Origin of the sequence: Sutcliffiella cohnii (assembly GCF_002250055.1) — a bacterium.
GTDB lineage: Bacteria > Bacillota > Bacilli > Bacillales > Bacillaceae_I > Sutcliffiella > Sutcliffiella cohnii.
In genome coordinates this window covers 4,519,378-4,533,312 of sequence record NZ_CP018866.1, presented here as the reverse complement: position 1 = coordinate 4,533,312, position 13,935 = coordinate 4,519,378, and the positions used below count along the sequence as shown (strand labels likewise).

Here is a 13,935-nt window from a genome sequence, read left to right as displayed (position 1 = left end):
AGATAAGATTAGTATTACAATGAAAAGAAAGAGTGACGATATGTTAAAAACATTGGACCTAGCATTAAAAGTGATAAAAATGTTTACGAAACAAAAGCCTGAATGGGGTGGAAGAGAATTAGCCAATGAATTGGGGATGGACCACGCTAAAATTTACCGTATTTTAGAAACGTTTGAGGCGAATAATTTTATTTCAAAAGACCCCGTAACAAAAAAATATACGTTAGGTTTTGCTGTTTTAGAGCTAGGGATGATTAAATATGAAGGACTCAATGTAAAACAATTAGTTAGTCCTGTTCTGGAAAAACTTTCGGATCAAACGGGAGAGAGTACATTTCTCACTTCATTATATAAAAATGAAGGTGTCACGTTAGAAGCAATTGAGCCAGAAAATAAAGTGAAATATTCAGTCACTGTTGGAAGCAGAGCACCATTGTATGTTGGTGCATCTTATCGATCTATTTTAGCTTATATGCCAGAAGATTTTATTAAATATTATCTCGAAACAGAAGAGCTAAAGCGCTATACGGACAAAACAATGACAATTCCATCGCAAATTGCATCCGAACTAGAGCTTATAAGAAAGCAAGGGTGGGCGATTAGTAAGGGTGAGTTTACACCTGATATTATAGCAATTGCTGTTCCATTATTTGATTCCATAAAAGGTGTCATCGGTTCGGTTACGGTTGCTGGTCCAGCTTACAGAATGACGGATGAAAGAATAAAAGAATATTTGCCTATTTTACAAGCAACACGAGATGAGTTGACGGAAATTATCGATAAATATCAACTAAAACTACAAATATAATGGCGTAATTTTAACGGAAAAATAGTAAATGAGGGTGCAAAATGAATCAGTATGTAGAAGTTGCCAAATCTGTATTGAGTCAAAATTTATATATAAAAAAGAACGAGCAAATATTAATCGTTACAGATGCTGAGCTAAAGAGCGTAGCAACTATATTTTATGAGGCTGGTGTAGACCTCGGAAATGAAACGATGCTTATGGAAATGATGACTCGCTCTAAGTCAGGAGAGGAGCCTCCGCATACAGTGAGTGAAGCGATGAAGTCAGCAGAAGTAGTGCTATGCATTACGAAGCACTCTTTAACTCATACAATTGCTCGAAAAGAGGCATCTGCAGCTGGAGCACGGGTAGCAACGATGCCTGGAGTAACGCTTGATATGCTAGAAGAAGGTGCTATTTCAGCTGATTACTCCGAGGTGGAAAAGCTAACGAATGAATATTGTACAATATTAGAAAATGGTAAGTGGGTTGAAATTAGGAAGGATGAATGTACCCTTTCTTTTTCTATTGAAAATCGAAACGCAATTCCGAGTACTGGGGTATTTCGGAAAAAAGGGGAATCTGGTAACTTACCTTCTGGCGAAAGCTATATTGCACCTGTAGAAGATTCTGCAAATGGAACGATTATGATTGATGGTGCTATCGCTGGCTTAGGAGTATTGAGTGAGCCTATAATGTTAACATTAGAAAACGGCAGACTAGTAGACGCAAGTGGTGAAATGGGGCAACAATTGCTCTATTTATTAGGAGAAGGAAACGGCAGAATTATTGCAGAGTTTGGCATTGGAACGAACAAAAAGGCTCGTTTAACTGGTAATGTGCTAGAAGATGAAAAGGTGTTTGGTACGGTTCATATTGCTTTCGGAAGTAATAAATCATTTGGTGGCCAAACAGAAGCTGGAGTTCATATTGATTGTGTTATAAAAGATCCTGTAGTTGTAATAGATGGTAAGCAAATTTTTTAACAATCGTTTCGACAAGGTGAATATTGACAAAAGGATGAATAGCATGCCAAGAAAAGTAAATATCGGAATTATTCAGATGGAATCAAAATTAGGTGACGTTGAAGCAAATTTGCGAAAAGCAGAGGAATATATAAAAGAAGCAGCGTCCAAGCATAGTGACATTGTTTGCTTACCTGAGCTCTTTTCTACTGGATATAATTTAAGATACCTAGGAGAAAAAACGAGCGAGCTCGGGTTAAAATACTTTCATCAAAGTGTTGACTTTTTAAGTCAAGTTGCTGCTAAATACAAATTATACATAATAGCACCGATAGCGGAAAAAAGAGAACTTGAAGGTGTTTTATATAATTCAGCTTTAATGTTTGACCGTGAAGGGCAACTTATGGGAAGCTACGCAAAATCCCACCTTTGGGCGTTGGAACGATTTTATTTTAAAGAAGGCTCTCATTATCCTGTTTTTGAAACAGACTTTGGAAAAGTGGGCATCGGAATTTGTTATGATGCAGGCTTTCCTGAAGTAGCAAGAAGCCTAACTTTACAAGGTGCAGATATTCTATTCTTCCCATCCGCTTGGAGAATAGAGGATGAGGATATGTGGAATTTAAATTTACCGCAACGTGCACTAGAAAACTTATTATTTACTGTAGGAGTCAATGCAGTAGGAAGTAGTCATGACTTACATTTATTCGGGAAAAGTAAAATTTGTAATCCAAGAGGTACAATTTTGACTGAGTGTGAAATAGACGAAGAAATCGTGCAAGTGACGACCATTGATTTAGATGATATTGCAAAATTCCGAACAGAAATATCCTATTTACGTGATCGAAAGCCTTCAATCTATCAAAAGCTAACAGAAATATAAAACAGAAAGGACCCGGTATTCTAAATGCCGGGTCCTTTCTGTTCAGCGGACACATCCAGTTTTTATGAACCGCATCAGCTTTTGTATTTACCATTCTTTTGGCTCGTAGTTCAGCTCTTTGAACAGTTGAGTTCGCTCTTTTTTCGTTAAATCTCGCCATTGCCCAGGAGGAAGGTTTCCTAAATGGATGTTCATGATACGAATTCGCTGTAGTCTATATACATCGTAGCCTAATGCTTCACACATACGACGAATTTGACGGTTTAAACCTTGTGTTAAAATAATTTGAAAATCAAATTTAGATAGCTGGTTTACCTCACACGGAAGTGTTCTCGTTCCTAGTATATTTACCCCTCCTGACATTTTTTTCAGAAACTCTGGAGTAATAGGCTTGTCCACGGATACAATATATTCTTTTTCATGACGATTTTCGGACCGTAATATTTCATTTACGATATCACCGTCATTCGTTAGCAAGATTAACCCTTCCGAATCTTTATCAAGTCGCCCTATATTAAAAATTCGTAACGGATGATTCACTAAATCAACAATGTTTCCTTTTACTTTTTTCTCGGTTGTACTTGTTATTCCTACAGGTTTATTTAAGGCGATATAAACGTTATTTCTTGCCACACGGATTTGTTCTCCACTTACGAGCACAACATCACCGGGCTCTACTCTACTGCCGATTTCGGCGCGCTTTCCATTAATAGTAACTCTGCCTTCGTTAATTAGTTTATCTGCGCCACGCCGAGAAGCTTTCCCAGCCTCACTAATAAATTTATTTATACGCATGTTTCCACATCCTTAAGCTTAACAGTTTCATTGATTTTTTAAATATACATTATTTCTTTGTATGAATCAAAAATGAATATTTTATGCTTATTATAATTCCGTACAATTATTTACATACTTTGAAAAGCTTAGTCAAAACCTATTAAAAAGTTTGATTTTTTGGAGGTTGAAACGATGCCTGAATCACCGTCAATGACTTCTTCTGAAATAGGAGTACTATGGGCAACATATCAACAAAAAACGATGATACTAAGAATGATGGAATATTTTATAGAAAAGGCGGACGATGAAGAAGCAAAAAAGATAATGACGGATTTATCACAAGAGGTTAGTCCGTACGTATCTAAAATAACGACGCTTTTTCAAGAGGAAGGAATAGCTGTTCCGGTTGGTTTTACGTCGGAAGATGTTAATAAAGACGTACCAAAGTTATTTGACAATGGTTTTGATATTATGTTTATTAGGTTAGTTAAACAAATCAGTATGGGGATGCACACGCTCAATCTAACAATGACGTATCGAAGTGATATAACCCAACTATTTAGGGAGTTAACAAATACAACCCAAAAATATTATGATATATGTACACAATACTTATTAAAAAAAGGGTTGCTACCAAGGTCTCCTTATGTGACAACAGCACCATCCGTACAATTTGTGAAAGACACAAATTATTTAAGCGGATTAAATCCTTTTAAAGAGAAAAGGCCTTTAAATACAGTAGAAATTGGTCATTTATACCATGCGATTGAATCGAATGGAATTGGGATGCAAATGATATTTGGTTTTGCTCAAAGTGCAACAAACCGAGATATAGGAAAGTTTTTTCAAAAAGGAGGAGAACTTGCGAAAAGCATTGTGACGGATTTAAGTAAAATTATGGTGGAGAACGATCTTCAAGTTCCAGCTACACATGGTGGTAACATAACAACTTCAACAATACCGCCATTTTCGGATAAAATCATGATGTATTGTATAAGCCTGTTTTGTAGTTTTTCTTTAGGTGGAAATTCACTTGGAACGTCATTTAGCTTACGAAATGACCTTCCTCCCAAGTTATCACTATTTATGAAGGATATATTCGAATATGCTCACGAAGGGGCAAAGTTGATGATAAAGTACGAATGGATGGAAGAACCACCGCAAACAACTATACCTAATCCTAAGTAATAAAAAGGGGCTGTCCTAAAAGTAAGTAGAAAGTGACTTTTAGGACTTTGTTTGATCTTTACCCTTATAAGGATTCTAAAAATTTCACTAGTTAATAGTACAGATTTTTCATTATGTGTAGTTTGCACAGACGATGGTTTAACCCTATTAATAGAGAATGAACACTGTATACTACGTATATTGAACCCATTGGACAGTCCCTTTTCTAATGTTGTACTATTAACTGAAAAGAAAAAGGTAAAGAGGGATAGTATGTTAAGCGCTGAAACATTTATTAAGGAATTGCAATTACAACCTCATCCAGAAGGCGGCTTTTATCGATCGACTTTTCAATCTGATATGAAAGTCCATCATGAACAGGTGTCAACAATAGACCATAATCGTAAGTTATATACAAGTATATACTTTTTATTAAGGTCCGAAGATATTTCTCATCTTCATCGTCTAAAATCGGATGAAATATGGTATTTTCATGCCGGAAGCCCTTTAACGGTCCATATTATTTATCCTGATGGTACATATGAAGGAGTAAAATTAGGCTTAAATGTAGAAAACGGAGAACGTCCACAAGTAATAGTTCCAAAAGGGTGTATTTTTGGTTCAAGCGTGGAAGAAGCAAATACATTTTCTTTAGTAGGATGTATGGTCGCACCCGGTTTTGATTTTGCTGATTTTGAGCTATTTACACAGCAACAACTATTAAGCGAATATCCTCAACATGAAGAGATTATTAAAAAATTGGCGTTCGAAAAAGTATAATAAAAAAAGACGACTACCATTTTAGGAAGTCGTCTTTTTGCGAATTAAACTTAAGTCGGAACTATTAACTGTTTGCGTGAATACCTGCTTTACTAGCTTGTACAATATAAATTCTATATAAGATAAATGCTAGCGCTGATAATATAATTCCAGCTATATACGGCAAGCCGATAGAGAAGGTGAACAATATCCCACCTAATGGAGGTCCGATAATACGGCCTAATGAATCAAAAGAGGATAAAAGTCCAGTTGTGGTACCGTGTCCAGTTTTTACTTTTTTCGTTAATAAAGAAGAAACACTAGGACGGATAAACCCGTTCCCTATTCCAAATACAGTTAAGAAAATTGCTGCTGTTGTAAAGCTATCAATGAACAAAATGAGTAAAAAGCCTAGTGCAGAAATAGCGATACCTAGTTGAATAACAAATCCTTCTCCGTGCTTTTTTGTTAATTTTCCAACGAGTCCCCCTTGGACGACGGCTCCTGCTAAGCCCATAATCATAAAAATATAGCCAAGTTGAACAGTTCCTAAGTTTGCTTTTTCGTATGCAAAATAAGCAAAAGTAGCTTCTAATCCTGCAAGAGATAAAGAAACGAATAGCTGTAAAAGAAACAAAATTGATACAGACCCTTTAAAAGCCTGTAGTAAAGGGGCTCTTTTCGTTAATTTACCTTTTGCCTTCTGTTCAGCCGTTAATGATTCTTTTAATACAAACATAACGAAGAAGAAAGTAATTAAGGAAGAGCCACCAGCAAGATAAAACGGAATATGTAAACTCGCTTCAGAGAAAATCCCACCAATTGCCGGACCGAAAATAAATCCTAAACCGACGGAAGCGCCGATGATTCCCATCCCTTTTCCACGGTCTTCCTCAGATGTAATATCAGCTACATATGCCATAACAGTTGGCATATTTGCAGATGACAATAACCCCCCGATAATTCTAGCGGCAAAAAGCATCCATAGTTCAGTAGCCCAAGCCATTAAGAAAAAGGATAGGGCTAGCCCTAAAATTCCTATCATGATGACAGGCTTACGTCCAATTTTATCTGAAATTCTTCCCCACATAGGGGCAAATAACAATTGCATAAATGAATATACAGCCATTAGTAAACCGAGTTGTGTAGGAGAAGCCCCTAGTTCTTCAGCGTAAAATGGCATAACTGGTATAATAATTCCGAATCCTACCATCACTAAAAACATGATAGCAAATAATATTGGTAATGCTTTTTTCGTTGCCAATGTTGTTCACTCCAGTACTGCAACTAAATTTTCAAATATGAATAATCTATAAAGAATAAAATCGTCATGCCTACTATTATACACCGTTCTACTATAGAAGAAACAATATTGTGTATGAGTAAAATAGTATAATTTAAATAAATTTTAAACAGTAGCCATAGAAAGGCTGAGTATGACTATTAAAATAACGCTTTCTTAAAGAAGCTAGGCTGTACTATATAGAAAAAAAGAAAAAGTCCAAAAGCTAGTAAGCTTTCGGACTTTTAATCGTTATGCGTTTAGTTGATCAGCTGGACCAAAAAATTCAAAATGAATATCTTCTTCACGTACGTTCCACTCTTTTAGCGCTTTGTTTATAGCTTTCATAAATGGTACTGGACCACAGAAGTAAAACTCACTATTGCTGTCTTTAATAATGGATTGTAACCAAGGAAGATCTACATATCCTTCTTTGTCGAATACTTTCTCTAAACGATCTTGTTCCGTTGGTTTTTCATAACAAACGTAATACTCAACGTTTTCATGTTCTTGGGCTAATCCTTTTACATGTTGATCCATTGCATGAGTAGCGCTGTTAATAGCTGCATGAATAAATGTTACTTTTCTTTCGGGTGTTTGTTTTACAATGGTATTTAACATACTCATTAAAGGAGTTAACCCTACACCACCACTAATAAGGACGACAGGACGTGTTGATTCTACATCTAACACGAAATCACCTGCTGGAGCGGTAATGTGTAACACATCCCCTTCGTTTACTTGCTCATGTAAGAAATTAGAAACAGTACCATCTGGTATGGATCCTTTATCGCTTTCACGTTTAACGCTAATACGGTAATAATCATGTCCAGGCGCATCCGATAAACTATATTGACGAATATGAGTATATGTTTCTCCTTCTATTTTTAAACGAACACTAATATATTGGCCAGGAACAAACGTAGAAATTGGGCCACCATCTTTCGGGTGTAAATAGAAAGAAGTAATAACATCGCTTTCTCTCACTTTTTTCATTACGTTAAATTCTCTAAAGCCGTCCCAACCACCAGCTTTTGCTGCAGCTTCTTCGTACATTTCACGTTCCACTTGAATGAATACATCCGCGATGACGCCGTATGCCTTGCCCCATGCATCGATGATCTCGTCCGTTGCTGCGTCTCCTAATACATCTTTAATTGCTAGTAATAGATGTTTCCCGACGATTGGGTATTGCTCTGCTTTTATTTGAAGGCTTCTATGTTTATGGGCAATTTGTTTTACTACTGGTATTATTGCTTCCAAATTATCAATATATTGTGCAGCTGCATACACCGTATTAGCTAAAGCACGTGGTTGTTTCCCTTGTTTTTGGTTTGCGTGGTTAAATACATTTAAAAGTTCTGGGTGATTCGTAAACATCATTTCGTAAAAACGTTTCGTAATTGCTTCTCCGTGCTCTGCTAATACTGGAACAGTTGACTTAACGATATCAATAGTTTTTTGATCTAATTGGTTAGTTGCAGTTGTCATTTTACACTACCCCTTTTCGGAAGTTTAAATATATATTTTAAATACATCTTTAATGTTAAGTTCATCACAGGCTAAAAGCAATATTTTAAATACATCTTTAACGAAATGTTCACATTTAACAAAAAATCTCTTTATTTTCTATTTCCAGCGTAATACATTAAAATAAAGATATAAACGATGTTACGAAGAAATAGGGTGAGCAATGTGCAATTGACAACTTATACGGATTACGCCTTGCGTGTACTCATTTATTTAGGTATACAGCCGCAAGATAAACGATCAAATATTAAAGATATTTCGGCATTTTATCATATTTCAAACAATCATCTTGGTAAAGTAGTTCATGAGCTTGGGAAGCTTGGAATTATTGATACAGTAAGAGGAAGAAATGGTGGTATTAAACTAGCTAAGCATCCATCGGAAATAAATATAGGAGCAATTGTACGTGAAACAGAAAAGCCTATTCATTTAGTAGAATGTTTTAATTCTGAAAGTAATATGTGTAAAATTAGCCCTGCATGTCGGTTAAAAGGTGTATTATACGAAGCACTACAAGCTTATTTTAAAGTATTAGAACAATACACACTGGAAGATTTGTTGCAAAATAAAGATCAATTAAAAGAACTATTAATGAAATAAACTCTCTCTGAGTATTCAGGGGGAGTTTTATTTGGGAATCGATTTAGTTACGAATTATTAAATTAAAGTTATCTACTTTTTTTACTAGTTTAGTAGATAGCTTTTTTATTCGTTAAGATATTTAGGAGAATTGGTATAGTCACAAAGGAATGATTTTTTGGTACTTTATGTTAATGGAATTGATGGGTAATACGAATAAAATGTTATTGTGCAAACATTTCATTAAGATTTCAAACGTTTTCACTTTACAATATTCGACAAATATCAGACATTTTTTTAGTTTTTCACTAATATTACGTAAAGATTTGTTGAAAATCTCGTAAAATAGGAATATATTATTGTATAGAAAGCCTTTATTAAAAAATTTTATGGGGGTCCTACAATGAAAAAAGGATTATTAGTTTCAATAATTGCTGTAATGATGATCTTCTTAGCAGCTTGTGGTACTAGTAACACAGGTGGAAGCGGAGAAGGTAGCTCAGATTTTAAAGTCGGAATGGTAACAGATGCTGGTACAATTGATGATAAATCATTCAACCAAGGTTCTTGGGAAGGTGTAGTAAAAGCAAGTGAAGAATTAGGTTTAACTCACAGATATTTAAAGCCTAACGGAACAACAGAAGCTGACTATATGACAGAAATCGGTAACCTTTACGATGCAGAATTTAAATTTATCGTAACTCCTGGATTTAAATTTGAAACGGCGATTTTTGCTGCTCAAGCACAATATGAAGATGCAAAATTCGTTTTAATTGATGGGTATCCACATAATGGAGATTTCAATTCTGTAGTAGGAGAAAACACGGTTTCTATCTTCTTTGCAGAACATGAAGCAGGTTTCCTTGCAGGTATTGCTACAGCTGTAGAGCTTCAAGAAGGTGAAGCAGGTTTCATCGGTGGTATGGAAATTCCTCCAGTACAAAAATTTAACTGGGGCTTCCAACAAGGTGTTGCATATGCTAACGAGAACTTAGGTACGAACTTCTCTATTAAACCTGAAAACGTTGTTTACCAAGGAACGTTTGATGACGTTGCAGCTGGTGGACAAATCGCTGCTCAAATGTATGACAACGGAGTTGACGTAATCTTCGCTGCTGCTGGTGGCGTTGGTGTTGGTGCGATCAACGAAGCGATTGACCGCGTGAAAAATGGTGCAAACGTTTGGATGGTTGGTGTTGACGTTGACCAATATGCTGACGGAATTTATGAAGGTGAAAAATCTGTAATTTTAACTTCTGCAGTGAAGAAAATTGACCAGTCGGCTTACGACATGATTATGGCGGAGAAAAATGGAGAATTCCCAGGTGGAGAAACTCTAATGTTTGACGCTACAAATGATGGTATTGGGTTACCGGATGAAAACCCTAACTTAAGTGAATCAACTATTAGCAAAGTGGCTGAAATGTTTGAACTGATTAAATCAGGTGAAATTAAAGTTTCTGACAAACAAGATGGCTTAATTAAGTAACAACTAAAAAAGAGGCGGGGTATTTCCCGCCTTTTTTTTAACTAAACAGATGAAGTAATTTTCAAACAAAAAAGTGTATTTTATATTGTCTGACATCTCACATCCAACATCTTCAATGCGTGTGAGTTACTAATAACAGTGAATTTGTTAAGAGGGAGAGTTGCGAAAAATGGAATATGTAGTAGAGATGCTCAATATTCGCAAAGAGTTTCCTGGTATCGTAGCCAACGATAATATTACGCTACAACTAAAAAAAGGTGAAATTCATGCTTTGTTAGGAGAAAACGGTGCTGGAAAATCTACATTAATGTCGATACTTTTTGGTATGTATCAACCAGACCGTGGCGTTATTAAAGTGAATGGGATAGAAACGAAAATTTCGAATCCGAACGTTGCGAATAAATTAGGCATCGGAATGGTACACCAACATTTTAAATTAGTTAGTAATTTTACAGTAACGGAAAACATTGTACTTGGAGCAGAACCCCATCAGTTATATAAATTAGAGTTAAGTGAAGCAAGCAAAAAGATCCAAGAGCTTTCAAATCAGTATGGCTTAAATGTAGACCCATATGCAAAAATCGAGAATATATCAGTGGGAATGCAGCAGAGAGTTGAAATATTAAAAATGCTTTATCGTGCTGCGGATGTTCTTATATTAGACGAACCTACGGCCGTTTTAACACCACAAGAAATTGAAGATTTAGGTAAAATACTTAAAAACTTAATCGCTGAAGGAAAGTCCATTATCATCATTACCCATAAGCTGAAGGAAATTAAAGCAATGGCAGACAGATGTACTGTTATTCGTAGAGGGAAAACAATCGGTACAGTGAATGTTGCGGAGACTAGTACTTCCAAAATGGCAGAAATGATGGTTGGACGTGAAGTTAATTTCCAAGTTGAAAAGGAAGAAGCGAAGGTTGGCGAAGTAGTTCTTACGCTTAATAACGTAACAGTAAATAAAGATAAAGACGTTATTGGCCTTAACAACGTATCCCTTGAAGTTAAAAGAGGGGAAATCCTTGGTATTGCAGGTGTAGATGGAAACGGACAATCTGAACTTGTGCAAAGTATAACTGGTTTAGCAAAAGTAGAATCTGGTTCTATTATTTATGAAGGTGAAGATATTACAAACCTCCCTGTTAAAAAGAGAATTGAAAAGGGAATTGCACATATTCCGGAGGATCGTCACAAGCACGGACTTATTCTTGACTATACGGTTGAAGAAAATATGATTGTAGAAGTTTATGATAAAGCTCCATATTCTAAACGAGGTATTTTAAACTTTTCTGCGATGAGAAAACATGCTGAAAACATCATAAAAAACTTTGATGTTCGTTCTGGACAAGGACCTATTTCTGTTACACGTTCCATGTCGGGAGGAAATCAGCAAAAAGCAATTATAGGACGCGAAATTGAAATGGACCCAACACTTCTCATCGCTGTGCAACCGACACGTGGATTAGATGTAGGGTCAATCGAATATATTCATAAACGTCTAGTAGAACAGCGAGACAAAGGAAAAGCTGTACTATTAGTTTCTTTAGAACTAGATGAAATATTGAATGTTTCGGATCGCATTGCTGTTGTAAATAACGGAAATTTAATTGGAATCGTTAATGCGAAAGAAACGGATGAAAATGAAATTGGCTTAATGATGGCTGGCGTGAATAAGGGGGAAGACGAATGAGAAACGTCATAGTTTCGTTAATAGCTGTTCTCTTTGGATTGATCGCTGGAGCAATTTTAATGGCTTTCACGGGAAATAGCCCAATCGCAGGGTATCAATATTTATTTGAAGGTGGATTAAAAAGTATATCCCGTATCGGTAACACTTTAGCAACAGCTACTCCATTAATTTTCACTGGACTTTCTGTCGCATTTGCTTTCCGCACTGGTTTGTTTAACATTGGCGCGGCGGGACAAATGTTATTTGGAGGATTTTGTGCACTTGCGGTAGGTTTAACTTTTGATGATCTTGCTAAGCCTGTATTGTTATCCTTGATGATTGTAGTAGGATTTTTAGGTGGCGCTTTATGGGCGTTTTTCCCAGGTTTATTAAAAGCAAAGTTTAATGTGCATGAAGTTGTTTCCACGATTATGATGAACTGGATTGCTTACTGGACTATTTACTATGCAGTGCCAGGATATTTTAAAGGCGAGTTTTTAGAAACGGAATCAAGGAAGATTTCTGATAATGCTTCGTTACGCGTACCATTTTTAACGGAAGCGTTTGATGGTTCCTACATTAACTTAGGACTGTTTTTAGCTGTAATTGCCGTAATCGTAGTGGCATTTATTATCAATAAAACAACTTTAGGTTACGAATTAAAAGCAGTTGGTTATAACCGTGATGGTGCAGAATATGCCGGAATAAAAGTGAACAAAGGTATTATTCTAGCTATGGCTATCTCAGGTGGATTAGCTGGTCTTGGTGGGGTTGCCTTTTATGCAGGTAACACAACTAGTATGCAAATTGGTGTTATGCCAACTCAAGGCTTTGACGGAATTGCAGTTGCGCTTTTAGGTGCTAACTCTGCGTTTGGTGTTTTATTAGCCGCAATCTTCTTTGGATTGTTATATTCTGGCCGTGGCTTTATGAACGCTATGACGGATATCCCACCAGAAATAGCGGATTCTATTATCGCTATTATTATTTACTTTGCAGCTACAAGTATATTAATTGAAAGACTAGTAACGAAAGTATTGAAAAAGAGAAAAGAGAAGAAAACAATTGTAGATGAAAAGGAGGGGCAATAGTATGTGGTCTTTAATTCAACAAATTGCTCCGTATGCTATAATCTTTACTATTCCTCTTTTAATAACAGCTTTAGGGGCTTTATTTAGTGAACGAAGTGGTATTGTTAATATCGGTTTAGAAGGTTTGATGGTCATTGGTGCTTTTACTGGAGCACTTGTTATCTATACAATTCAATCATCGTTTCCTGGTAGTACAACTGCTATTTGGGTTGGAATAGTAGTTGCTATGATTGCTGGTGTCTTGTTCTCTTTGTTACATGCTTTTGCAAGTATTAACTTAAGTGCTAATCAGATTATTAGTGGTACTGCAATAAACATGATTGCTGGAGCTATTACGGTGTTCCTTGCAAGAAACATGACAGGAAGCGGAAAAATTAGTATAAACGCTTTTAAATCAACTAATGTTCCTTATTTGTCAGACATCCCAATTATTGGGGATCTATTCTTTACAAGGACATATCCAACTACTTGGTTAGTTCTTGCGATACTAATCATTAGTACGTTTATCTTATATAAAACACCGTTCGGCTTACGTTTAAGAGCTTGTGGGGAGCATCCACATGCGGCAGAAGCTGCTGGTATTAATGTAAAAAGAATGCGTTATTATGGTGTTATGATCTCAGGTGCTTTTTCTGCTCTAGGAGGAGCGGTAATTGTCGTAACTTATGCTGGTGAGTTTACTGGAACAGTAGCAGGTTTAGGTTTCCTAGCTTTAGCAGCGCTAATCTTTGGTCAATGGAAGCCACTAGGAATACTAGCAGCAACTTTCTTCTTCGGATTTGCAACTACTGTTGCGAACGTGTCACAAGTTGTTCCAGCATTAGCGGTTATTCCGCCGGTGTTGTTGAAGATATTCCCATATGTAGTAACGCTAGTTGCATTAATTATTTTCTCTAAGTCATCACAAGCTCCAAAGGCAGTTGGAGAACCGTTTGATTCAGGGAAAAGATAATG

13 protein-coding genes are annotated in these 13,935 nt (G+C 36.2%); 10 read left to right on the top strand and 3 right to left on the bottom strand.

The annotated features are described in order from the left end of the window. The first annotated feature begins 40 nt into the window (after positions 1-40). The 3 genes from BC6307_RS22660 to BC6307_RS22650 are packed head-to-tail and all read left to right on the top strand — an operon-like array spanning position 41 to position 2,635. The gene (locus tag BC6307_RS22660; protein WP_066413494.1) at positions 41-808 is read left to right on the top strand and encodes an IclR family transcriptional regulator; all 768 of its coding nucleotides are present in this window, start codon (positions 41-43) and stop codon (positions 806-808) included. 41 nt (positions 809-849) lie between these two features. Further along, complete coding sequence (locus tag BC6307_RS22655; protein WP_066413492.1) at positions 850-1,773, top strand: aminopeptidase; 924 nt, start codon at positions 850-852, stop codon at positions 1,771-1,773. Between the two features lie 43 nt (positions 1,774-1,816). Then, positions 1,817-2,635, top strand: a complete 819-nt coding sequence (locus BC6307_RS22650; protein ID WP_066413490.1) for a nitrilase-related carbon-nitrogen hydrolase — start codon at positions 1,817-1,819, stop codon at positions 2,633-2,635. Between the two features lie 87 nt (positions 2,636-2,722). Here BC6307_RS22650 and rluF read toward each other — a convergent pair whose 3' ends face one another. After that, positions 2,723-3,430 carry a 23S rRNA pseudouridine(2604) synthase RluF gene (gene rluF, locus BC6307_RS22645; protein WP_066413488.1) on the bottom strand — a complete coding sequence of 236 codons (708 nt, stop codon included), beginning with the start codon at positions 3,428-3,430 and terminating at the stop codon, positions 2,723-2,725. Between the two features lie 174 nt (positions 3,431-3,604). Between rluF and BC6307_RS22640 the strand changes: the two genes are divergently transcribed. Both BC6307_RS22640 and BC6307_RS22635 read left to right on the top strand, forming a co-directional pair. Beyond that, entirely contained in the window at positions 3,605-4,600 is a 996-nt protein-coding gene (locus BC6307_RS22640) for a DUF3231 family protein (protein ID WP_066413487.1), read from the top strand. 252 nt (positions 4,601-4,852) lie between these two features. Further along, the gene (locus BC6307_RS22635; protein WP_066413486.1) at positions 4,853-5,359 is read left to right on the top strand and encodes a cupin domain-containing protein; all 507 of its coding nucleotides are present in this window, start codon (positions 4,853-4,855) and stop codon (positions 5,357-5,359) included. Positions 5,360-5,423: 64 nt separating this feature from the next. Here BC6307_RS22635 and BC6307_RS22630 read toward each other — a convergent pair whose 3' ends face one another. Together BC6307_RS22630 and hmpA are read right to left on the bottom strand one after the other, a co-directional pair. After that, positions 5,424-6,602, bottom strand: coding sequence for an MFS transporter (locus BC6307_RS22630; protein ID WP_066413483.1), 1,179 nt, complete (start codon positions 6,600-6,602; stop codon positions 5,424-5,426). A gap of 270 nt (positions 6,603-6,872) precedes the next feature. After that, positions 6,873-8,111: an NO-inducible flavohemoprotein gene (hmpA, locus tag BC6307_RS22625; RefSeq protein ID WP_066413480.1), complete on the bottom strand. Its 1,239-nt coding sequence runs from the start codon at positions 8,109-8,111 to the stop codon at positions 6,873-6,875. 204 nt (positions 8,112-8,315) lie between these two features. Between hmpA and BC6307_RS22620 the strand changes: the two genes are divergently transcribed. The 5 genes from BC6307_RS22620 to BC6307_RS22600 all read left to right on the top strand — a co-directional run bounded on the left by BC6307_RS22620 (position 8,316) and on the right by BC6307_RS22600 (position 13,933). Beyond that, entirely contained in the window at positions 8,316-8,750 is a 435-nt protein-coding gene (locus BC6307_RS22620; RefSeq protein ID WP_066413477.1) for an Rrf2 family transcriptional regulator, read from the top strand. Between the two features lie 382 nt (positions 8,751-9,132). Continuing rightward, a complete protein-coding gene (locus BC6307_RS22615) occupies positions 9,133-10,218 on the top strand; it encodes a BMP family lipoprotein (protein ID WP_066413474.1) in 1,086 nt (361 codons plus the stop codon). A gap of 169 nt (positions 10,219-10,387) precedes the next feature. Continuing rightward, positions 10,388-11,911 (top strand): ABC transporter ATP-binding protein, encoded by a 1,524-nt coding sequence (locus BC6307_RS22610; protein WP_066413471.1) that lies wholly within the window; start codon positions 10,388-10,390, stop codon positions 11,909-11,911. Beyond that, the gene (locus BC6307_RS22605; protein ID WP_066413468.1) at positions 11,908-12,981 is read left to right on the top strand and encodes an ABC transporter permease; all 1,074 of its coding nucleotides are present in this window, start codon (positions 11,908-11,910) and stop codon (positions 12,979-12,981) included. Before BC6307_RS22610 ends, BC6307_RS22605 begins: the two co-directional genes overlap by 4 nt. Before the next feature lies 1 nt (position 12,982). After that, a complete protein-coding gene (locus tag BC6307_RS22600) occupies positions 12,983-13,933 on the top strand; it encodes an ABC transporter permease (RefSeq protein ID WP_066413466.1) in 951 nt (316 codons plus the stop codon). Positions 13,934-13,935 lie beyond the last annotated feature (2 nt).